General features: G+C 64.6%; 17 protein-coding genes. 4 read left to right on the top strand and 13 right to left on the bottom strand.

The annotated features are described in order from the left end of the window. Window positions 1–95: 95 nt before the first annotated feature. From FHR94_RS02675 to FHR94_RS02655, 4 genes are all read right to left on the bottom strand, one after another. Entirely contained in the window at window positions 96–4,025 is a 3,930-nt protein-coding gene (locus tag FHR94_RS02675) for an RHS repeat-associated core domain-containing protein (RefSeq protein ID WP_183324071.1), read from the bottom strand. Then, window positions 4,026–7,382, bottom strand: coding sequence for a SpvB/TcaC N-terminal domain-containing protein (locus FHR94_RS02670; RefSeq protein ID WP_183324070.1), 3,357 nt, complete (start codon window positions 7,380–7,382; stop codon window positions 4,026–4,028). A 581-nt stretch (window positions 7,383–7,963) separates the two neighbouring features. Next, window positions 7,964–8,527, bottom strand: coding sequence for a hypothetical protein (locus FHR94_RS02660; RefSeq protein ID WP_183324069.1), 564 nt, complete (start codon window positions 8,525–8,527; stop codon window positions 7,964–7,966). 272 nt (window positions 8,528–8,799) lie between these two features. Beyond that, a complete protein-coding gene (locus tag FHR94_RS02655) occupies window positions 8,800–10,236 on the bottom strand; it encodes an IS1182 family transposase (protein ID WP_183324068.1) in 1,437 nt (478 codons plus the stop codon). 372 nt (window positions 10,237–10,608) lie between these two features. Here FHR94_RS02655 and FHR94_RS02650 point away from each other — a divergent pair, with 372 nt between their 5' ends. Continuing rightward, entirely contained in the window at window positions 10,609–11,085 is a 477-nt protein-coding gene (locus FHR94_RS02650) for a nucleoside deaminase (RefSeq protein WP_183324067.1), read from the top strand. A 6-nt stretch (window positions 11,086–11,091) separates the two neighbouring features. Here FHR94_RS02650 and FHR94_RS02645 read toward each other — a convergent pair whose 3' ends face one another. The 4 genes from FHR94_RS02645 to FHR94_RS02630 form a co-directional block, all read right to left on the bottom strand. Next, window positions 11,092–12,231 carry a hypothetical protein gene (locus tag FHR94_RS02645; protein WP_183324066.1) on the bottom strand — a complete coding sequence of 380 codons (1,140 nt, stop codon included), beginning with the start codon at window positions 12,229–12,231 and terminating at the stop codon, window positions 11,092–11,094. After that, window positions 12,228–13,043, bottom strand: a complete 816-nt coding sequence (locus tag FHR94_RS02640; RefSeq protein WP_183324065.1) for a hypothetical protein — start codon at window positions 13,041–13,043, stop codon at window positions 12,228–12,230. Before FHR94_RS02640 ends, FHR94_RS02645 begins: the two co-directional genes overlap by 4 nt. A gap of 14 nt (window positions 13,044–13,057) precedes the next feature. Continuing rightward, window positions 13,058–14,095 carry a glutathione S-transferase N-terminal domain-containing protein gene (locus tag FHR94_RS02635; RefSeq protein ID WP_183324064.1) on the bottom strand — a complete coding sequence of 346 codons (1,038 nt, stop codon included), beginning with the start codon at window positions 14,093–14,095 and terminating at the stop codon, window positions 13,058–13,060. A gap of 120 nt (window positions 14,096–14,215) precedes the next feature. Beyond that, the gene (locus tag FHR94_RS02630; protein WP_183324063.1) at window positions 14,216–14,728 is read right to left on the bottom strand and encodes an OsmC family protein; all 513 of its coding nucleotides are present in this window, start codon (window positions 14,726–14,728) and stop codon (window positions 14,216–14,218) included. 29 nt (window positions 14,729–14,757) lie between these two features. Between FHR94_RS02630 and FHR94_RS02625 the strand changes: the two genes are divergently transcribed. Continuing rightward, the gene (locus tag FHR94_RS02625; RefSeq protein WP_183324062.1) at window positions 14,758–14,949 is read left to right on the top strand and encodes a hypothetical protein; all 192 of its coding nucleotides are present in this window, start codon (window positions 14,758–14,760) and stop codon (window positions 14,947–14,949) included. Window positions 14,950–14,953: 4 nt separating this feature from the next. Here the strand turns inward: FHR94_RS02625 and FHR94_RS02620 are convergent, their stop codons facing one another. The 3 genes from FHR94_RS02620 to FHR94_RS02610 form a co-directional block, all read right to left on the bottom strand. After that, window positions 14,954–15,721 carry an SDR family NAD(P)-dependent oxidoreductase gene (locus FHR94_RS02620; protein ID WP_183324061.1) on the bottom strand — a complete coding sequence of 256 codons (768 nt, stop codon included), beginning with the start codon at window positions 15,719–15,721 and terminating at the stop codon, window positions 14,954–14,956. A gap of 171 nt (window positions 15,722–15,892) precedes the next feature. Further along, window positions 15,893–17,566, bottom strand: coding sequence for an AMP-binding protein (locus FHR94_RS02615; protein ID WP_183324060.1), 1,674 nt, complete (start codon window positions 17,564–17,566; stop codon window positions 15,893–15,895). Window positions 17,567–17,802: 236 nt separating this feature from the next. Beyond that, window positions 17,803–18,381 carry a TetR/AcrR family transcriptional regulator gene (locus FHR94_RS02610; RefSeq protein ID WP_183324059.1) on the bottom strand — a complete coding sequence of 193 codons (579 nt, stop codon included), beginning with the start codon at window positions 18,379–18,381 and terminating at the stop codon, window positions 17,803–17,805. 136 nt (window positions 18,382–18,517) lie between these two features. Between FHR94_RS02610 and FHR94_RS02605 the strand changes: the two genes are divergently transcribed. Continuing rightward, window positions 18,518–19,705 carry an acetyl-CoA C-acyltransferase gene (locus tag FHR94_RS02605; protein ID WP_183324058.1) on the top strand — a complete coding sequence of 396 codons (1,188 nt, stop codon included), beginning with the start codon at window positions 18,518–18,520 and terminating at the stop codon, window positions 19,703–19,705. Then, on the top strand, window positions 19,705–20,487 hold the full coding sequence (locus FHR94_RS02600) for an alpha/beta fold hydrolase (RefSeq protein WP_183324057.1): 783 nt from the start codon (window positions 19,705–19,707) through the stop codon (window positions 20,485–20,487). Before FHR94_RS02605 ends, FHR94_RS02600 begins: the two co-directional genes overlap by 1 nt. A gap of 4 nt (window positions 20,488–20,491) precedes the next feature. Here FHR94_RS02600 and FHR94_RS02595 read toward each other — a convergent pair whose 3' ends face one another. Continuing rightward, on the bottom strand, window positions 20,492–21,295 hold the full coding sequence (locus FHR94_RS02595) for an ABC transporter permease (protein WP_183324056.1): 804 nt from the start codon (window positions 21,293–21,295) through the stop codon (window positions 20,492–20,494). Further along, the gene (locus FHR94_RS02590; protein WP_246389795.1) at window positions 21,286–21,912 is read right to left on the bottom strand and encodes an ABC transporter ATP-binding protein; all 627 of its coding nucleotides are present in this window, start codon (window positions 21,910–21,912) and stop codon (window positions 21,286–21,288) included. The genes FHR94_RS02595 and FHR94_RS02590 overlap by 10 nt, the downstream gene beginning before the upstream one ends. Between the last annotated feature and the right edge of the window lie 43 nt (window positions 21,913–21,955).

The following is a 21,955-nucleotide window of genomic DNA, read 5'->3' as shown; positions in this document are numbered from 1 at the left end:
GCAGGACCACCGTTGTTCTCATTTGTCCGCTGTCGGGAGGCGCGCCCCACAGGTCTAGCGCTAGCGTATGTCTCATCAGACTACCGCGAAGCACCTCACTGCTCCCTTACTGGAATGCCTAGCTTTTTCCATGATGCCTTTGTCGCCTTGGCTGCCGCCGCACCGGCGTTGTTTGACTCCCAAAGCTGCCCGAAGACTTTGGTCGGCGTTCCCTTGGGCGTCGCTGCATACGGTCGGCCGGGATCATGCCCGATCTGATAGCTACCAGGCCCACTTCCACGCCTTATTGGACTGGTGATTCCCCACTTGGCCAATTCCCGCCTTATCAAAGGAGAATTCATAAAGTTGTCGATGCTTCGGCGAACCGGAGCAGGTATGTACCGCGAGTTGTTGGGAGTTTCGAATCGAACAAGTTCCCACGCCGGTATCGGGTTCTTGCCGGTTCCCCTGGGGGCTTTGAAATCCGGGCTACCAGGGCCTGACTGTCCTCCTCCGCCGCTCTGGCGAGCGGGCGAACTTCGACTCCACCGACTCGGCGGGGCTACACCCGGAGCCCGCGCGGTGCTTCCTACGCCACCGAGGCCCGCTACCGCTCCGGCGAATGTATACGTAAGCCAAGCCAACTCGAGGCGTTGGGCCTTGAGAAGTCTGACCTGGTCCTGAACTCGAACCGCCGCATTCACAATATTGGGCGTGTTTTCAGCGTCGAACGTACGCCTGCCGGACGAGTCGGTTGGAAAGATAATCCCACCCTCTTGCTCAAACGACGTTGAACGGGGGCTAGACCCAAAGTTGATTTCAGACCATGGAACCTCGAGCGTTGAGCCGTCGGCGTAGCTGAATACGAGAGAGTCAACGGTAAGCGTCCATTGATCGCCGCGAGGGTCCACGTATACGAGCCGGTTATCCACGTAGCGGTTCGAACCCCGAACTGTCGATAGAGTGCTCGGCCGCGATTTGCGGACATCAAGGTCAGTAACCCCTACTTCAGGATCCCGCACTGTAGGTAGTTGCAGCCCTTCCACCGGTGGAAGACCCAGTTCCGCAGCATCCACGAGCCTACCTCTGACAGCTTGAGTTCCCGCCGGATCGAGCAAGCCAACCGGATTGTTCCGGCTGTACCGAAACAAGTTCGTCCCATCGACAAGTCCCGCGGGATCGGCACTCGTCCACCGTCCGAGCCACGCCGCGTAGTACCGCGCGCCGTGGTAATAGAGGCAGGTTTCGTCGTCGCGCTCCTTGCCCGTATATCGATACCGCTTGGCACTGACCTCGGTTGCAGAGTGCGCGGCGTGCAGCGAGGTCCCGCCGAATGGGAAGTACTCCTCGTAGCTGATGACTTGGGCTGTCCCGTCCAGCTCCATGGATGAGGACCCCAGGTGGTTCGACACCTGGTAGCGTTGGCGTGACGTCACCTGGAACGTGGCGGCGGGAACACTCGTATCAACCGTCTTGGTTTCGACGAGTACGACTCGGTGCTCGTCGTCCATCACATGCAGCGTTTCGCGACCAAGCTCGACGGTGGTGCCGTTGGCTTCGTATTTGCGAAAGACCTCGGAGCCGACGTAGATTCGCTCTTGCTTCTTGCGCGGCGCCTGGCCTTCAGGTGCAGAGTGTTCGGTGACCTTACGCACGCGCTCTCCGGTTGCGTCGTAAGTGTAGTACGTCGTCTGGGGCATGCCGCTGTTCACCACCTGCTGCGCAGTGGTTTGCAGCCGGTTCGCATAGTCCCACACCATGAGCGGCAAGTGCGGCATGGTCACCATGTTGCCGGCGGCGTCGTGGGTGTACTTGCCGGAGAACTGTCCGGGCGCATCGCCCGGGATGTTGGTGCCGAGGAGGCGATTGCTGGTGGTGGCGTAGTCGTAATGCCGAGTCCAGCCGCCAGGACCCTGCCGCGGCCGGTGCTTCATTTCGAGGATGTTGCCGACCTCGTCGAAACGGTACTCTTCGCGATAATGCTGGAGCGCTTGCATGTCATTGGGGTGGTCGACACGCAGGCGCATGGGGTCGGCGTGGGTTGGCTGCTGGCCGGGATGCTCGCGTCCTTCGGCTTTCGTCAGCTGGTAGATGCCGTCGTACTCGTAGAAGCCGTCCCCGCGTATCAATCCAGGATTGCCGAGGTTCTGCACGCTCGTGAACGATACGCCATCGGTGATCTGAACGATGTTGCCGGCTGCTTCGTAGGTGTAAGCGAGGTCCTGCAAGACCTGATTGTCGCTGGAGCGTTGAAGCTTCTGGTGCGACAAGCGAAAGGTCTGCTCGTCGTAGCGATAAGTACAGACCGTTCCATTCCCGTGCTTGACCTTGATGCGTTGGCCGCGTGCGTTGTAGTCGACGTTGTCGAGAAATGACGTCGCCCCTTGCGCACCACGGACGCGCACGCTCAGCGTTTCGAGCAGTCCCGCTTCATTGTAGGTTGGCAAGGTGATGCTGCCGTCGGGCGTCGTCTGCGAGGTGACGCGATCGAGGGCATCGAACGTTGCCGTGCTTGTGAAAGTCTCGGCTTCCAGGCGGCCGCCCGCGGCCGCCTCCACAGCGGCCGGGTTGGTGAGCGCATTAAGCGCTGACCAGTCCGGCGCCTGTTTGTACTCGGTAGCCAGCTTGCGCGCGCTCTCGATGAGGTTCCCCTTGAAATCGAACTCGACGCTTTTAACGACCCCAGCACCGTCATAGATGAGATGCGCCTCGCCACGCAGGTTCAGGTCGCGAGCCTGCGCGTGCTCTTCCCCGTAGGCGGTACGCTGCACGAGCGTTTCGCCACCGCCAGCACCCAGCTCGCGCACAAACATATGCGTCGGCCGCTGAAGGGCATCATAGCCGTGGCGAATCACATGTCCGCGTGCGGTGAAGGAACGCGCAGGCTTGTTGGCGACATCGGGGAACATGCGCAGCTCACCCGCATCGGGACTCGTGCTGAAGATCGCGCGGCCCAAGACATCGAAGGTCTGGCGTAAGGTCTCGATGCCGCGGGCATCCGTGATCGCCAAGGTGTTGCCCTCGATGTCGAGCTCAGCGCGCGTTTCGAGCCTGCGCGCGCCGTCATCGGCAACCGTCAGAAATGGCCGCCCGAGAGCGTCGGAGTGCGCGACGGTGGGGGTGTTCTGGTGTTTAAGCGACTGCGTGGCCGCCCGCTGCTCGGCGGCTGTTCCGGCTTGCCGCTCTGCCAACCAGGGCGTGCCGAACACGGTATCGTTCTCGTCGAACGAACGCTGCTCCCAGGCATCGAACTCGACCTTGACATGGGTGCCATCGGGATTGTCGGTGCGGATGAGCCGCCCGAGCGGATCGTAGCGCAGGATTGGCGTCACCCCGGATTCGACCAGCTCGGCCTCGTCTTCGTACTCGGACGTCGCCGAGAAGAACGGCTCGTATTGCTTGATGGGATTGCCCTTGTTGTCGAACACCGTGCGCCCCGTCCCAACCCAGCGCGGATCGACCGGCGTTGGCACGAAGGCTCCAGTGTTCGGGTCGCGCACGAGGGCGTCCCCGGGTTCGGCATGGACCTTGGTCATCACCTCACGGCCGGCCCCATCGGAGTAGGTGAATGACCGCTGGAACTTGATGTTCTGTGCGCCGTGCTCTTCTTTGGCTTTGGTCGCGACGAAGGACGGCAGCGGGCTCTGGCCGCCCTTGGTGTTCTGGTAGCGGAGTAGGTCGTAGGTGATCTCGACAGTGGGATCTGCCAGCGTATCGCCTTGGCCCGCGCCCTCCTTGCCCATGACTGCGGTCTTGACAACCATGCCGAGCTCGTCGAACTCCACCGCCGTCCGGTTGGCGTTTGCGTCGCTCACGAGCACAGGCGCGAGCACCCGATAGTCGTTGTCTCCGGCTTTGATGGGTTCGCCTGCGACAGTCAGGTCACGCTCGCCCGCAGTCACGCGATTGCCGACGGCGTCTTCGGTCTCAAGAACGAGCAGGCAATGCGCGTCGTACCGAAGGATGGACTGATTGCCGAAGGGATCGACGGCCCGGGTGGCCTGAAAGAAGCACTGAGGGTCATAGACGACCCGGCCCGATGGCACTCACCAGAGGCCATCCTCATTAACGTAGCGTCCTTCGTTTTGAATGATGCCAGCGTCGATGCGATTGCCGTAGGCTTGCGCGAGAAGACCCGGCGTAAAAGCAACCGTCTTGGTCTCGTGCGGTAGTGCCCGCTCGCCGATCTGGCCGAGCGGCAACGCGGCCGAGAGGTCGTCGGTGTTGTAGAAGATTCGCTGGCGCTCGACGGTTCGGCGCTCGACGATGTTGCCGACGCCGAGAGTCTCATACGGAATGTCCGTCGCGGCCCCCACCGCAGTGCGCACATCATCAAGCGATAGTAGGCCTGAAGCTGGCACCTGGAGCCCGGTGAGCTCACTGGCCGCCGTTTCGACCGGAACCCCCAGCCTGTAGACGCCCTGCACATTGGGCTCGTTGGCAAACGTAGCGTCAGAGAGCAACGCCCACAGCTTTGCCTGCTCGGGCTCCAGGGGCTGCCGGCGCGGATAGGCGATGGCCGCCGACTGGGTCACGTTGCCGAAGTCATCGACTTCGAGCACGAGTTCCTGCTGGACGCGGGGGTCGGCGGGATTGCGCTCGTAGTGCAGGGTGAGCGTCTCGCGCGGATGCACGAACAAGACGGCATAGACTTCAGCTTCGGCATGCTGGAGAAGGCGCGTCTCGTAGTTCTGCTCGCTGACGGTGTTGGGATGAACACTCTCGGGTGTGTCGTCGAGGGCGTACACCTCTTGCCGCAACGTCTGGCCGCGAAGAGCCCCAACTGCCTCTCGTTCTTCGCGGACTGAAAGCCCCTGCGGCAGAATCGTGTCGCGCAGTATCGGTGGCGCCTGCGGGTCGCCCGCATAGTACTCCTTGGCAAGCTCCAGCTCGAGATGTTCGCGGTCAAGCCAGGCACCCGTGTGAAACCAGGTCTTCGTCAAGACCGGTGGCAACCTGAGCTCATCCGGTGTGGCATCGAGCGCCGCCGGAAACAGGCCACTACCCTTGTCACCGGAAAACGACTCGGCATCGAGAGTCTCTACAAACGCAAAGCCGCGAAACTCGCGCTCGTGGCCGTCGAAGAAACCGTGGTGGTAGCGGTAGCTGGTGACCAGCCTGGATTTGGCGATGTGGTCATAGGTCTCGATGCGCTCGATGACCTGCACCGGGAACGGCAAGCGCGTGGGCCACGGCGTGCCCGCCTTCTTGTCTTCGAGGTAGAACTTGGTCGACGGCGTGTAGAGAATGCGCGTCTCACCGCCGAGGTTGTTGTCGATGCGCTCGAGAAGGTGGGGCTTTCTGCCGCCCATCAAGTCGATGTAGGCAAGGGGCCGGTCTAGGTCCGCGGGCAAGGCCGAGGACCACACCAGGCACGCGGTGCCCTGGCCGAGCAGATCGACCACGGTGACATTGGCGATGGTATCGGTCGGCGGCACCGAACGAATCGGCACCGCTTCGGCGAAGCTGTTCCCTGACTGGTTCAGGTGAGCGGTCACTTCGCGCCGACCGAGGTAGACGAGGTCAGTCGTGCCCGAGCCATCGATGTCCGCGAAGCGAATGCGACGCGGATCGAACTGATCCGGTGCATCGAAACGAGGGCTCTGGCCCATGGAGACCTTGCGCCCGAAGCGGCCGTAGCCGAGGTTGGGCCAGTAGCAGATTTCGCCGCTTCTCACCCTGACGAGGTCCGAGAGGCCATCGCCGCTCATGTCGGCCAGATGAATGGTCTCAGTGCCGTCGGCGAAGACCAGCGCCGGGCCGCTGTTCTCGTCGATGGGCTTGCGGGTGCGGGTGGCAGGCTCGAAGCCCTCCTTGGCGCGCGAGCGGTACCAGACGAAGACCTCGTGCTCGGTGATGAGCACGTCGGGGTGGCCGTCGCCATCGAGATCCACGAAGCGCAGGTTGGGGTCACTCCAGTCGATGTTCGGCAGATCGCGCAGCGGCACAAACGGCCGCCAGTCTCCTGGTTCTCCCTTGCGCGGTGAGACGCGCTCGAAGTAGCCGGCCAGCGGCGGGCTGTATTGGAGCAGATCGAGCTTGCCGTCGCCGGCCAGGTCGGTGAGCTGATGGGTGCCCACTGCGAGCTCGGCAGGGGCGGGCAGCGTCTGTTGCCGACGGGGTGGGCCGAGGCTGCCACCACCGAGGTTCTCTTTGTAGAACCAGGCGCCTTCAGTGGCGGTGAGAACGCCCGGAAGTCCTTCACCATCGAGATCGACCCACTGGCTCTGGCCGGCGATGCCCGCCGGAATGCCCTCGAGACTGTCTCGATCGAGGATCTCAAGCCTGTCGTGAATGTCGGGCAGAATGTAGCCACACTCGAGGGTTGGAAGCTCCTTGCTCGTGTACCCACCTTGGCCATCCGGCTTGTGGCCAGCGTGGGTGACCTTCGCCAGGTACGTAAGGATGGGCGTATCGCGGTAACCGAAATCCGTCGAGCGCACGAGCTGCGGCGCCGGGCCGAGCTCCGGGAAGCGATGAAACATCAGCACGCGCTGGCACAGTCGATAGGAGCGGACCTCGAAACCGGCGCGATAGGACGAGAACGGATCGAGGCGCACTGGCCAGGGCTTTGCTTCTTGCGGCGTCGGTCGCTGCACGTCGTGCTCGCCGTAGTCGAAGACGACCTCGAAGAAGAATGCGGTGTCGTCATCCGGCTTGTGATTGCCATACTCGACGCGCTTCAGGTACCGCTGGGCTGTGGAGCGAAAGGTCCGCGTGCCGCTTGGCGCAACCTCGAAACGGTTCTGCTCACTGGTGCGGCTCACCTCGACGCCAGCACCATCTTCGGCTTTGTAGTGGTAGCGGGCGATGTTGCCGTGGTCGTCTCGCGTCTCCTGCAAGAGCCACGAGAATACGTGTCGGGAGTCTTCCGGATCGGCAAGGCGCGCCTGCGGGTCCTTGCCGTAGATGCTGGTAACGTTGTCCTTGGTGGTCGCCCGCCAGTGCATCTCGCCGGTGTCGCGATCGGTCCAGCGCTCGATGCGAGCAAACAGCCCCTCGATTCGCGGATGGTAGCGTTGTACCCGATAGGGCGTCGTGCCCTCAGTGCGGTCATCGAAGTCCAGCAGAGTGCCTGAGCCACTCAGAACGCGCTTGGGCACCAGGTCCTCGGCGCCGGACAGAATGAAGACGTCCGACTCCGTTCCATCGTCGTAGCGCGGCAGCCCCTTGTCGGTCTTGCGGGTGAACTGCGGCATCGAGAGCGACCAGCCAACGCCGAACGGACCATTGCCTGCACCCGAGTCGTAGCCCAAAGACAGCGCGACATCGAAACCGCCGCGCCCGGGCGAGGTCGCGATGGGCACCGTCAGCGAGCCCGTGCCTGTGGCGACGTTGGCCTGAAACTTCTCGCCGATGCCCCGGATGGCACCGCCGCCCGTCGGCAGCGATAGCGAAGGCAAAAGACTCCTAGGCGGTTCCGGCGAACCCGAAGGTTCTCGGTCCGCGGTAGACCGGATAGACGACCCTGCGCTCGAGCTGCGGGGACCGTTACCAGGATTTTGTCCCTCGCTACCCTGCAGCGCACGCACGCTCTGCCCTCTATCCATGAACCCTGACGCTTTCCTATGTCAGTGTAGCCATAGTTTCGCGAGCAGGTTTTTCTGCGTGCCCTGCCCACCAAGCCAGTTGCCACCGTGGCCGCGCGCTGGGGTCGAAGCCCCGGGTGATCGCCGTTGCGTTATCCCGCTCAGTCGAACAATCCGCACGGGGCGGCAACCGGGAAGCTTTCAACTTGGAAGCTTTCGCTTCGAGGAGGGTCTTCTCGATCACCTTGGATCTTCGATACACGCGATGATCCGTATGGCCCGGCTGCAGGCCAGGCAGGTTTCGATATCGATGCCGAAGACCCGTGTAAGGCGCTGATCACATCGGCCGGTATCGGCCAGGAGCAGTCCTTCAGCGAGAGTTGATATAACGCAGAGCTAAACTGCGAGCTACGAGGCGAGAAGCGCCGACGTAGCGAGTCAGGCTGAGTGACGTGTTATGTGGCTGTTTGCTTGAGCAGTGCATTCCACTTTCCTTTTTCGTTTTTGTTCTGTACTTGATAGATACGCTGTTTTTCTCTCCACCTATAAAATGTATCGCGCAATTCGGGTCTCTGTTGTAGCTCAGATTGGTACCGATCAAATGCACTACGCAAGTCATTTGCCAGCTGTTGAATATTAAGAAACAACACAGAGCAGCCCGAATCGTAGCTGAGGTGTTTTTCCTTGCTCCATGAAACACCCAACTCTATCGGTTTCTCCGACGCATTTACTACAGCTTTAGTTGAGAAAGAATGGGCTAAACCATTTCTCAAGGCATCATAAATTGATTTGGAAACCGCTCGCCATGGTTCGGGGAGCAAGTAATTTTCGAAAAACTCTTGACCCCCGTCTTTCCTCCCATACCGTAGTGTTCCTAGCGCCTCACAAGCAGCTGTAATAAGAAGTGCAGCTGCGTAGTTTCCGCCCTTCGTGGAATTCGTGATGATCTCCAGATCGTTCAATACAAACGCTTCCAACTCTATAAAATCATCTTTAATTTTGCCGAATTCAACTGCCACGGTGGTCTCCTACATCAGGCTTTCAGCCACATAACACCGATGAACGAACATGCTGCCTTTGCCGGCACGGCAGCTCAGGGTCCTGGCCGTGTCAAAACAGAAAAAATCTGGTCTGACTCAAGAATCTTCTCCCTCAGCTTCCTGTTGAGCCCACACAAGCCATTGCTTGGATGATTGCCGACTGATGCTGTAGTGAGATCTGGAAATCATGAAACCATCAGAAAGCACATATCTCACCCTTATGGGCCTTGACAACATGGGAAAAAGGGCTGTTACGCCCTCGAAGCCCTCATCAAACCATTGACTCCCAAGATCTTTATGACACGCTTCATGTTGTACGCCAACACATGAAGACTCATTTCCGTGCTCACATTTGTGAGCCGCTTTGTCGCGAAGTGTGTCGCCCCCATCCAAGCCTTCAGCGTGCCAAAGGGATGCTCCACCGTTTGTCGTCTTAGGCGCATCATCTCTGGATTCCAATCGAGGCGTGACTGTGCGGCTTCAAGCACATCTTCATGCTCCCAGCGCTTGATCCGTCGTTGCTTACCAGTCGTGCATTTTTCTTTCATGGCGCAGGTTGCACATGCCGAACTCCAGTAAGCATGCAGCTTCATTCCTTTATCTATCGTTTCATACCGCCATGTCAGCTGCTGTCCAGCGGGGCAGGAATATTCATTTCTTTCAGGGAGATACCGAAATGCGTCTCTTGGGAAAAAGCCCTTTGCCTGGCTTGGCGATGTCAGCGGCTTGGGGAGATAGGTAGTGATCCCTTCCTTGTGACAGGCCAGAATCTCCTCGCCCTTGAAATAGCCTCTGTCAGCCACGACCTTTAGCTCCTTGATGCCAGTGGCCTCCCGCGCTTGCTTGGCCATATTAGAGAGCTGCCCTCGGTCATGCCCGACGTTGGTCACCTCATGGGCCACAATCAAATGGTGCTGGCTATCCACTGCAGTCTGTACGTTGTAACCCACATTTCCGGTACCTCTGCCGCTGGTGGCCATCGCCCTGGCATCCGGATCCGTCAAGGACACTTGCTGATCGGGAGATTTCAGCCTCTCTTCCTCAACTGCTTGTAATCGTGCAGTTTCTTCCCGGAGCTTCGTGATTTTTTCCTTCAGGTGCGCTGTTTTGGCCTCGGCCAGAGCAGGCTCATCTCGGTCGGCAGCATCAAGCTGACCAAGGTATCGGTTGAAGCTTTCTTCGATCTGTTCAAGGCGACGCTTCATCTTGGTCGCGGTGAAGTTTCGGTTGCGGTTGTTGACCGCTTTGAACTTGCTGCCATCGATGGCCACGATGGCTTGGGAGAACAGCTCCAATCGCTGGCAAAGCACGATGAACTCTCGACAGACACGGCGGATGGCCTCGCCATTGTCCTTTCGGAAGTCCGCGATCGTCTTGAAATCCGGTGTCAGGCGCTCCGTCAGCCACATCAGCTCGACATTACGCTGCGTCTCGCGCTCCAGGCGGCGACTCGACTGGATGCGATTGAGGTAGCCGTAGATGTAGAGCTTCAGGAGTACAGCGGGATGATAGGCGGGCCTACCTGTCGCATGCGGATCGACACCCTTGAAACCAAGCTCTCTGAGATCGAGGCCCTCCACAAACGCCTCAATGGCACGGACCGGGTTATCGTCTGCGATGAAATCGTCCAAAAGCGCGGGGAATAACGTGCTTTGATCTCGGGCCTCTCCTACCACGAATCGCTTCATCGCCATTTCCTCAGCGGACCTTGGCAAAGTATAGCGGCCGGTGCGTTTTCACACAGCCTCGGTCGTTATCGGATATTGATCTCGCAGAAAAATCTGCGTTCCCGACCCCGACCACACAAGCACCAAGGCACAGGGTTATTGCGCAACCTGATTGAGACATTTGTTGGTTCAGCCACATGATGGCGCCATCCTTGTGCCCCCTGTTGCCTGTGCCCGAGCCTCCAGGACGCCTTGATTCGTAGATACCTCATCACCCTATTTCATTTTTCTTAGTATCGCCAGTGAGAGGCATCATGCCCATCAAACGTTGCCCTGAGCGCCGCCCGGCCGGATCATGATCAGTACAGCCATCCGACCCGGGAGGAAAAGACGATGATCGACGAGATCGACAGGCAGCACCTGACGCGCTGCGTGGCGCTGGCCGAGCAGGCGCTGGAGGTCGGCGACGAGCCGTTCGGCTCGGTGCTGGTGAGCGGCAAGGGCGAGGTGCTGGCGGAGGATCACAACCATGTGGCCAGCGGCGATGCCACCCAGCATCCGGAGTTCTTCCTTGCCCGCTGGGCGGCGGAGCACCTGACGCCGGAGGAACGAGCACGGGCCACGGTCTATACCTCCGGCGAGCACTGCCCGATGTGTGCAGCGGCCCATGGCTGGGTGGGGCTGGGGCGCATCGTCTATGCCAGTTCGTCCGCGCAGTTGGTGGCGTGGCTTGAGGAGATGGGCGTCGGCCCGCCGCGGGTGCGCCCGCTGCCGATCCAGGAGGTGGTGCCGGGGGCGGTCGTCGAGGGGCCGGTGCCGGAGTTGGCCGAGAAGGTGCACGCATTGCACCGCCGCCTGCACGACCTGTGAGGCGCCCTACTCGCCCCGCCGGCCGAGGATCCGGTACTCGCCTGTCTCGTGATGCTTGGCCTGACGAACCAGGGAGGCCTGCATGGCCCGGGCCGCGGCGGCGGTGGAGGCCGAGAGCGTATCGGCCAGCTCGGCCCGGGTGCGCTCGAATTCCTGACGAAGCTGGTCTTCCATGGCCGGCCGGTGACGCGTCTCCTGCAGCTTGAGCAGGGCCACTTCGCTGCCGACGATGCCGGCCAGGGTCACGGCGGTGGTCAGCGTGCCCGCCACCACTGCCCCCGGGCCGGTGGGCGCGGTGACCGCCGCGGCGGCGCCGCCGGTGGCCAGCGAGCGGGCGGTGCCCGCGCCCAGACGGGCGGCCAGGCTGCGCAGGGCCATCCGGCCGCCCTGCATCGCGGCCCGGCTGCCCAGACGCCGGGTCAGGGCTCGGCCGGCCACCAGGCCGAGACCGCTACCGCCCACGACGGCGCCGCCCCAGCGGGCGCTGTCCAGCCCCTCGACCAGGGCGTGGTCGAGCAGGCTGTCCAGATCGAGCCGCTGGAATTCATTGCCGCCCTCCTCCACTGTCACCTGGCGAGGAGCATAGCGCGCGTGCAGGGACGCGGCCAGCTCGCCGGCCAGCCCCTGCTGCGCCTCGGCCAGGCGCTGCGGGTACTCCGCCTGAAGCTCGGCGAGGCCCTCCTCGATGCCGCTCGGCGCGATCAGGCGCGCCTGGCGCTGCGCGTCCAGCCAAGTGTCCAGATCCCCCATGAGCGCCACGCCCAGACGCGTGTAGCTGCCCGGTGCCGAGAAGTACCAGTCCAGGTAGTCCGGTACCGCGGCTTCCAGTGGCGCGAAAGCCGTATCGAGGCGGTCGTCGACCCACGGGGCCATGCGCGCCGCCAGCTTCTGCTCTGCCTGGGTGGTGAGTGCGGTCAGGTCACGGGAGAAGGCGGCGTGGGTCTCGGCATCCAGGGTCAGCGGCTCACCCGCCACGATCACCCGCCACAGCGGCGCCTGGCTGCGGGCCTCCAGCCAGCGATGGCCCCCCTCGAGAAGCAACAGCAGGGCGATAACCACCAGCAGCGACAGGCCCCAGCGATGCCAGCCACCCGGCAGGCAGCGCCGCTTGCGGGCATCGTGGATCGACGCGTTCGATGCGGTCATGGCGACTGCTCCCGAGACTCCTGTTGACGGTGGCGGGTTACCGCCGGTCGCTCCTTGCGCAGGGCATCGACCCCTACCAGCAGGCGGACATAGGCCCAGGCGACGGCGCCTTGGGTCAGCAACAGCAGCAGCCAGCCCAGCAGCGCCACGGGGGCATCGAGCCCGAGCCGCTCCACGGCGTTCTGCATGGCCCAGTACTGGGTGATCTCGGCGCTGCCGGCCAACCGCTCGAAGAAGGCCAGCAGCGAGTCGCCCTCGCCACCCGACAAGTGCTGAGCGATCGCCTCCTCCCAGCCCAGGCCGACCAGCCAGGGCTGGGGCAGCCAGAACGCTGCAGCCACCAGCACCAAGGCCAGCAGGCCGGCCACGGGGGGCACCAGCAGGCGTCGGGTCACCGCCGGCAGCCGCTCGTCGATCACGTGGCGCGCCAGGCGGCGGCGCAGCCACCGGCGCGCCAGCACCAGGCCGACCGCCCCCACCAGCAGCAGCGGCCAGACGACGAACGGCAGCAGGCGCAGCTTGACCAGCAACACCAGCACCAGCAGGGCTCCCACCAGTTCATGTCGTAGCACCATCATAACGCCGCCACGCAGCCAGCGGTGCCAGGGTGAATCGTCGTACAGGTACTGGTCGAGCCAGGCCCGGCGCTGCAGCCGGGCCGCCTCCAGGCTGCCGGCCACGATCAGCTGGGTGGCCACCACCCAGGTCGGCAGGAACAGCGCGTCGGCCAGCGCCTGGCTGGCCAGCGACCACAGCAGCAGCAGCACCACCACCAGGGCGAGCGGCCAGTGGCGCTGGAGCCAGGGGAGCATACGGCGTCTCGCCATCAGGCCTGCTGGGCCAGGGCCTGCTCGACGAAGGCCTCGCAGCGCAACCGTGCCGGCCGCTCCCTCAGCCCCGCCCAGTAGGTCTCGAACTCGGCACGCCAGGGGATGGTGCCGAAATACAGCCCCCAGCCGAGGTGGGAGCCGACATAGACATCCGCCGCGCTGAAGGCCTCACCGGCGATATAGCGGCGCCCGTCGACGGCGCCGGCCAGGGTATCGAGCAGCGTGGCGTAGTCGCCACATCCCAGTCGGCCCTGCTGCTCGACGGTCGGCTGGATACCCAGCAGGCCGTTGAGCGAGACCGCGGTCTCGAGCGGACCGGCCGCGAAGAATAGCCAGCGATAGTAGTCGCCTCGGGCGTTGGGAGGGGGCGCCAGGCCGGCGGCGGGGAAGGCACCGGCGAGATAGGCGCAGATGGCGGCGGCCTCGGTGACCACCACGTCCCCGTGACGAATCGCCGGCACCTTGCCCATGGGGTTGAGGGCCAGATATTCCGGCGACTTCATGGTGGTGCCGTATTCGAGGACTACCATGCGATAGGGGACGCCGAGCTCCTCGAGCATCCAGTGGACGATTCCGCCGCGTGACAGGGGGTGGGTGTAGAAGATGAGCTCATTGGGATCGGGAACGGCCGCCGCTACGGGCTCGCTGGCAGACGGCTCGGCCGTCGGGTCGAGCCTGGCCAGCCCCCGGTCGAGTTCCTCGGGTAAGGCCTCGGCCACCTTCTCCAGCACCTCATCGGCCGGCGTCGCCAAGGGGTTGGCGGCGTCGTTCCGCACGCGGGTCAATCCCAGCGCCAAGGCATCGAGCTGCGCCTCGGTCAACGCCAGCGAAGGCAGCCACACGCCGGGGGCGAGGACATACCCCTCGCCGGGCGTGCGTTCGATCTCCACCCCCACCGCCTTGAGCACGCCGATATCCTGATACAGCGTGCGTAGTGAGACGCCCAGCGTCTCGGCGAGGTGCGGCCCGTTCAAGGGGCCTGGATGGTGGCGCATCACGCGGAAGAGGTCATGCAGGCGGGTCGTTCGGGACATGGCAGACTCCTTGTGTGCCTGGCGTGCACGGCCAGGCGTGGCCAACATCATGCCTCCGACCAGGAGCCAGCGCCAGCCGACCGACGTCACAGGCAGGTGGGAACGGCGCTCCCGGCGTGATCACGGCGACGCGACGCTATGGGTAATGCCGATTTCCGTCCCGTTGCGCAGCGTCTGGTAGACCACGCAGTAGCGCTCGGTCAGGCGCAGCAGGGTGTCGAGCTCCTCCTCGCTGGCCTGCGTTTTCAAGTCGACATAGAGGCGGATCGCCCGGAAGCCGGCCGGCGCCTCCTTCTCCACGGCCAGGGTTCCCCGGAAGTCCAGGTCCCCCTCGGCCCTGATCACACCGTCCTGGATGTCGATACCCAGCGCCGTGGCCACGGCCCCCAGGGTGACACCGGCACAGGCCACCAGGGCCTCGAGCAGCATGTCACCGGAACAGGCCAGAAGTCCCTCCCCTCCGGCGGCCCGGTGCAGGCCCGCCTCGACCAGTGCCCTGCCGGTCTCGATGCGGCAGGTGACATTCTCGCCCAGTTGCCCCTGCGCCCGCAGGGTGATCAGGGCGCTGTCCGGATCGTCCCGGTACTTCTGCTTTAAGGGTGCCTGACGCGCCCGTAACGCTTCGGTCTTCATCGTTTCGCCCTCCTGCCGGGAATATACCCTTGAGCATGGCTGCTACCAGCCAGACGCTCCACCGCCTGCGGCGCGGCGCCCACATCGATGGCCTGCGCGTGGATGCCACAGTCAGCATGCAACAGCCCGCCACCGGAAATACCGATGGCGGGCTGGAGGGAGTGGCGCTGGGCGCTGGGCGCTGGGCGCTGGGCGCTGGGCGCTGGGCGCTGGGCGCTTAGAGCCTCACTGCATACGAATGCCGCCGTCCAGGCGGATCACCTCGCCGTTGAGCATGGGGTTGGTGACGATCTGCTCGGCCAGAAGGGCGAACTCCGCAGGCTTGCCGAGGCGCTTGGGGAAGGGCACGGAAGCGGCCAGGGCCTGGGCGGCCTCGTCGGGGATCTCGCTCATCATCGGGGTCTCGAAGACCCCGGGGGCGATAGCCATCACCCGGATGCCGTGGCGGGAGAGCTCGCGAGCCGCCGGCAGGCTCATGCCCACCACCCCGGCCTTGGAGGCACTGTAGGCGCACTGCCCCACCTGGCCGTCGAAGGCGGCCACCGAGGCGGTGTTGACGATCACCCCGCGCTCGCCGTCCTCGCCGGGAGCATTGCCCGCCATGGCGGCGGCGGCCAGGCGCATGACGTTGAAGGTGCCTACCAGGTTGATCTGGACGGTGCGTGAGTAGGCATCGAGATCGGCCGGGTTGCCCTCGCGGTCGACCAGTTTGCCCACGCTGACCACGCCGGCGCAGTGCACCACCCCGGCGAGGCCACGGCCTTCGGCGAGTTCGAGGGCGGCATCGATGGCGGCCTGGATGTCGTCACCCGAGGTGACATCGCCGCGCACCGCGCGGGCGGCCTCGCCCAGCTTGCCGGCATGGGTCTCGACGGCATCGCTAAGGTCGCAGAGCACCACCCGGCCGCCTCCGGCGACCAGGCGCTCGGCGGTGGCCGCCCCCAGCCCGGAGGCGGCACCGGTGATCAGAAAGGTATTGTCCTTGACGTGCATATCAGCTTCCTAGAGTTGAAAAGCAGCGGCCGAAAGTACTCGAGGCTGTTCCGTCGACAGGGCTGCGAGGGGCGCTGTGAACCCCTCCCTGGGCGCTACCGATGCCATCCCTGGCATAGGACCCCTCTGCGCCCTGTCCCTGGCGCCTCTCGCTTCAGACGCTTGCGGTTGTCATTGTGCAGCACTGGTTGCAGATTTCTCGGCGGCGTCGGCGCGCAGCTTGAAGCGCTGGATCTTGCCGCTGGGGGTCTTGGGCAGCACGTCGACAAACTCGATCACCCGCGGGAAGGCGTGGGTCGAGAGGCGCTCGCGCACCCGCTGGCGGATCTCGTCGGCCAGTTGCTCACTTGCCTCGAAGCCCTCGCGCAGCACGATATAGGACTTGATGATCTCACCGCGGATCTCATCAGGCTGGCCCACGGCGGCGGATTCGGCCACCGCCGGATGGGTCATCACGGTGTTCTCGACATCGGTGGGGCCCACCCGGTAGCCGGCGGTGGTGATGATGTCGTCATCGCGTCCGGCGAACTGGAAGGTGCCGTCCTCGTTACGGATCACCACGTCGCCGGTCAGATAATACCCTTCCGCGAAGGGATGCTTCTCCTGCCACGTATAGCCTTGGAAGAAGTGCGCCGGGGAGTTGGCGATGTCCACGGCCAGCACGCCCGGCTCGCCCGGAGGCAGTTCCTGGTACTCGGCGTCGAGGATCGCCAGCCGGTAGCCGGGCATCGGCACGCCCATGGCCCCCACGTGCTTGGGGTGATCCAGCGCGTGGTGGTTGTTGCAGGTCATGCCGGTCTCGGTCTGGCCGTAGTGGTCCATGACCGGGCAGCCCAGGGAGCGCTCAACCCAGCCGACCACCTCGGTGTTGAGCGGCTCGCCGGCGGAGCTGGCGCGATGCAGCGTCAGCGTCTCGTGGGCGTCGTCGAACAGACCCGAGGCCTTCATCAGGCGGTAGGCGGTGGGCGCGGCGGCGAAGTTGGTGATGCCGTGACGCTGCATGAAGGCCAGCGCCCCCTCGGCGGTAAAGCCCGCCTCGCAGAAGTGGGTGGTCACGCCCAGTAGCAGCGGCCCCGTGATCGCATAGTACAGCCCGTAGGCCCAACCCGGGTCGGCCATGTTCCAGAAGCGGTCGGTCTCGCGTAGGCCCACCGCCAGTTCCATGTAGAGCGCGAAGGCCGGCATGGCGGAAAGCGGCACCGCCACGCCCTTGGGCTTGCCCACGGTGCCGGAGGTGAACATCTGCAGGAAAGGCTCGTCACGGGACAGGCGCGGCGGGGTGGCCTGGATGGGTGCATGAGCCAGGGCCTCCACCCAGTCCAGGTCATCGCTATGCTCGGGCGTCGGACCACCCACGGCCAGCACCGGCGGGCACTGGGTCAGGCCGTCGAATTTGAAGCGGTTGGCGTGATCGGTAATCACCAGCCGGGTGTCGGCACGGCCCAGACGATAGTCCACGGCGTCGGGACCGAAGGCAGTGAACAGCGGCTGGTAGACCGCGCCGATGCGCCAGGTAGCCAGCACCGCCACCAGCAGCTGTGGCGAGCGCGGCAGCATGCAGGCGATACGGTCGCCCACGCCCAGACCGCGCTCGGCGAACCAGCCGGCCAGCTTGGCACTCTCGGCCTCCAGCTCGGCATAGCTCAGCGTGTTGACCTTGCCCTGGGTGTCCTCGTGCACCAGCGCCAGGACGTCGCCACGCCCGGCCCGCAGATGGCGCCCGCAGCAGGACTCGAAGGCGTTGGCCTGGCCGTCGCGATGGTCGTCGAGGCGCGCGATGACGTCATCGATGGAGAAGGTCTCGAGGTAGGCCTGGTACTCGGGAAGGGTCGCTTGGGTGCTCATGTCATGCCTCTCGCGGTTTGTGCTTGTTGTCGGCAGGGCAGGTCGCGAACGGGAAGCGGGCGTGCGCGGCCACCTGCGTTGCAGCGTCAGCCGATGCAGATATTCAGTTGACGTAAACGTCAACCTAGCAAGTGCTAGGGACAAGCTAGAGACTCCCGCGCAGCGGGGCAAGCCCTGAAGCGACGAAAAGGACTAGACGATGGTCGAGCGCGTGGACGCGCCAGGCATGCGCCGGATCACGAGGCGTCGTGGGTGATCATCGCGACCAGCTCATGGGCCAGGTCATCCGGCGAGCGCGAGCCGGCGGGATCGTACCAGCGCGAGGTCCAGTTGAGCGCGCCCATCACGAAGCGCGCCACCAGAAAGCGGTCGCCATGGATCAGGTTGGCGGCCAGGGCCGCATCGATGACCTGCTCCCAGAGCGCTTCATAGGCATCGCGCAGGTGGCTCAGGTGGTCACGCGACTCCGGGTCGAGACGGCGCCACTCGTAGAGGGCCACGACATGCGCATTGCGGTCGGTGAGCAGCGTCTCTAGGTGCGCACGGGCCATGGCCTGCAACCGTGCCTCGGGTGTGTTGTCACACTCAGCAAGGGCGGCCCGCGCAATGGCCAGGGCGTTCTGGGTACCCTCCTCGATCACCGCCGCGAGGATCTCCTGCTTGTCGCGGAAGTGATGGAAGAGGCTGCCGGACTTAATGCCCATCTCCTGGGCGAGCATGCGCACCGTGGTCCGGTCGAACCCCTCCTGGACGAACAGCTGGGCGGCCTGTCGGGTCAGCTCCTTGCGGCGCGGGGAGTCATTTATTACAGTCATCGACGTTCACACTAGCGCTTGCTTGGTTGACCCTGAGAAAACCATAGCCCCGACGCCGGGTCAACGCGTGCCGGGGCGTCCACAATGACAACATCACCCGCCATCGGCCCGTACCGGGGCCATAGGAGTCATCATCATGAGCCAGTCCACCGACATCGTTTTCCTCTCCGCCGCCCGTACCCCCATGGGCGGCATGCTGGGCAGCCTCGCCAGCCTGACCGCGCCGACGCTTTGCGCCACCGCGATCCGTGTCGCCATCGAACGGGCCGGGATCGAGACCTCGGCTATCGACGAGGGCATCATGGGCTGCGTGCTGCCCGCCGGCGTCAAGCAGGGGCCGGCCCGCCAGGCCATGCGCCAGGCCGGCATCCCGGATACCATCGGCGCCACCACCATCAACAAGCTGTGCGGCTCGGGCATGAAGGCCACCATGCTGGCCCATGACCTGATCCGCGCCGGCAGCGGCGAGCTCATCCTGGCCGGCGGCATGGAATCCATGTCCAATGCGCCCCATGTGCTGACCAAGGCGCGTACCGGCTATCGGCTGGGCCACGGCGAGCTCAAGGACCACATGTTCCTCGATGGCCTGGAGGACGCCGAGACCGGCAAGCTGATGGGCGGCTTCGCCCAGGAGATCGCCAGCGAGCGTGGCTATTCCCGCGAGCGCCTGGACGACTTCGCCATCGCCTCGCTCGAGCGCGCCATGGAGGCCACCAACGCCGGCCACCTCAAGGCCGAGATGGCCCCGGTGACCGTCACCAGCCGCCAGGGCGAGACCGTCGTCGAGCACGATGAGCAGCCCTTCCAGGCCAAGCTGGACAAGGTTCGTAGCCTGCGCCCGGCCTTCACCAAGGACGGCACCATCACGGCGGCCAACTCCAGTTCGATCTCCGACGGCGCCTCGGCGCTGATCCTGGCCAGCCGGGCCGCGGCGGAGAAGCATGGCGCCAAGCCCATCGCCCGGATGCTCGGTCATAGCACCAACTCGAAGCATCCCAGCGAGTTCACCATCGCGCCGGTGGGCGCCATCCAGAAGCTGATGAAAAAGCTCGACTGGGGTGTCGACGACGTCGATCTCTTCGAGATCAACGAGGCCTTCGCCGTGGTCACGCTGATGGCCATGGATGACCTGGGGCTGCCCCACGACAAGGTCAACGTCTTCGGCGGCGCCTGCGCCCAGGGCCACCCCATCGGTTCCACCGGTTCGCGGATCATCGCCACCCTGATCCATGCCCTGCGCACCAAGGGCGGCAAGCGCGGCATCGCCAGCCTGTGCATCGGTGGCGGCGAGGCCACCGCGGTGGCCGTGGAACTGGTCGACTGATGGAGGCCGTCACTCTCGACTCCCCGGCGGGCGACATCCATGTCGCCCGCTGGCGTCCGGACACGGCCGATGCGGGACGAAGTCCCATCGTTCTACTGCATGACTCGCTGGGCTGCGTGGCGCTCTGGCGCGACTTTCCTGCCCGGCTAGCCGACGCCAGCGGCCGGGAGGTGTTCGCCTATGACCGCCTGGGCTTCGGGCGCTCCGATCCGTACCCGGGTCGGCTTCCGCTCAGCTTCATTGATGATGAGGCCCGAGGCGCCTTCGCCGCCGTACGGGACCACCTTAAGCGCGAGCGTTTCGTCCTCTTCGGCCACAGCGTAGGCGGGGGCATGGCCATCGAGGCCGCCGCACAGCACCCTGAGTCATGCGAAGGGCTGATCACCGTGGCGGCCCAGGCCTATATGGAGCCACGCATCCTGGCCGGTATCCGCGAGGCAGAACAGAGCTTCACCGACCCGGACCAGCTGGCGCGGCTTGCCCGCTACCACGGCGACAAGGCCGAGTGGGTACTGCGCGCCTGGGTCGATACCTGGCAGACCGAGGCCTTCGCAAATTGGAACCTGGCGCCGACGCTGGCACGGGTCCACTGTCCTACCCTGGCGATCCATGGCGAGCAGGACGAGTTCGGCTCACCGGATCAAGCCCGTTACATTGCCGAGCGGAGTGCAGGGCCCAGCGGGGCACGGATCCTGCCCTGCGGCCATGTGCCCCATCGCGAATGTCCTGAGCGGCTGATCGCCGCCGTCGAGGGCTTCCTAGCCGACCTGCCAAAACGCTAGGCTCTCACCCCCTGGGCGCCGAGAGGCGATCCAGGCGCAGCCGCTCGCGGCCGTCGAACAGCCGGCGACTGCCCGCCGCCACCGCAGCCAGGGTGCCGAAGCCGGTGCCTAGGGTGATGGTGAACATGATGAGTATCTGGTACTTCACCGCCAGCCCCGGAGATGTGCCGGCGAGTATCTGGCCGGTCATCATGCCCGGCAGGCTGACCACCCCCGCGGCGGCCATGGCATTGATCATCGGCATTAGGCCGCTGCGCATGGCCTCGCGGCGGATATCGCCGATCGCCTCCTGCCAGCGTTCACCGAGCATCAGCCGGTTCTCTATCACCGCCCGCTGACGCCAGGCGGTGTCGGTGAGTCGGTCCAGCGCCAGTGCCACCCCGGTCATGGTGTTGCCGAGCATCATGCCCAGCAGCGGGATGGCGTACTGGGGGCGATACCAGGGCTCGGGGCCGATGATCAGGGTCAGGGTGAGCACGGCGACGGTGAACGATGACAAGAACATCGACAGGGTGCCGATGCCGAAGGCCCAGCCCCCCAGCAGCCGGCGCTTCTGGCGCGCCATCACCTCGCGTCCGGCGATCAGCAGCATGGCGAGCGCCATCAACGCCACCCAGTGCAGGCGTGCCGCGGCGAACAGCGCCTCCAGCACCAGGCCAACCAGGGCGAGTTGGATGACAGTGCGCGCTGCCGCGATGAGCAGGGTCTTGCCCATGCCCAGCCGGGCGACGGCCGTGCAGCCGGCCAGAGCCACCACCATCAGGGCCGCCAGGGACAGTTGCCACCAAGCCAGCGCGATCACGTCCATGCGCCCTCCTCTACCACCTGCAGCCGGCCATCGAAAAGACGTCGATGGCGAGTCGCCACCCGGGCGATCTGTCCGGGATCGTGCGCGACCCAGAGGACCGGCCAACCCCGTTCGCGGATCCGTGTCGTGAGCCAGGCTTCCACCCGCCGGGTGGTGGCCTCATCCAGGTTGGCGGTGGGCTCGTCGAGTAGCAGTGCCGCGGGCTCCCGACTCACCGCCCGCAGCAGCGCCAGGCGCTGCTTCTCCCCCGATGAGAGCCGATTCACCTCCCAGCCGAGCACCTCGGGCGCGAAGCCCAGCGCCTCGAGGTCCCCGGCATCGGCCTGATCCTCGAGGAAATGCTCGCCCACCGTGTCCGCCCACCACTGGCTCTCCGCCGGCACCAGCATCACTCGGGCCCGCCACGTGTGTCCGGAGACCGACGACTGGGCCGTCTCACCCAGCCATACCTCACCGTCGTGGGGCTCCAGGTCGGCCACGGCACGCAACAGCCGACTCTTGCCGGAGCCGCTGGCTCCGGCAAGGCAGAGGATCTCGCCGGGCGCGATCGTCAGGTCGACGCCGGAGAGCTCACCGATGACGAGCCCTTCGAGACGTAGCGAATCGTTGGCGAGCAAGACGATCTCCATTGGCAGGGAATGACATGGCGCCGAGCATAGC

The organism is Halomonas cerina, from assembly GCF_014192215.1.
Classification (GTDB): domain Bacteria; phylum Pseudomonadota; class Gammaproteobacteria; order Pseudomonadales; family Halomonadaceae; genus Halomonas; species Halomonas cerina.
This window is presented reverse-complemented; position numbering and strand designations above follow the sequence as displayed.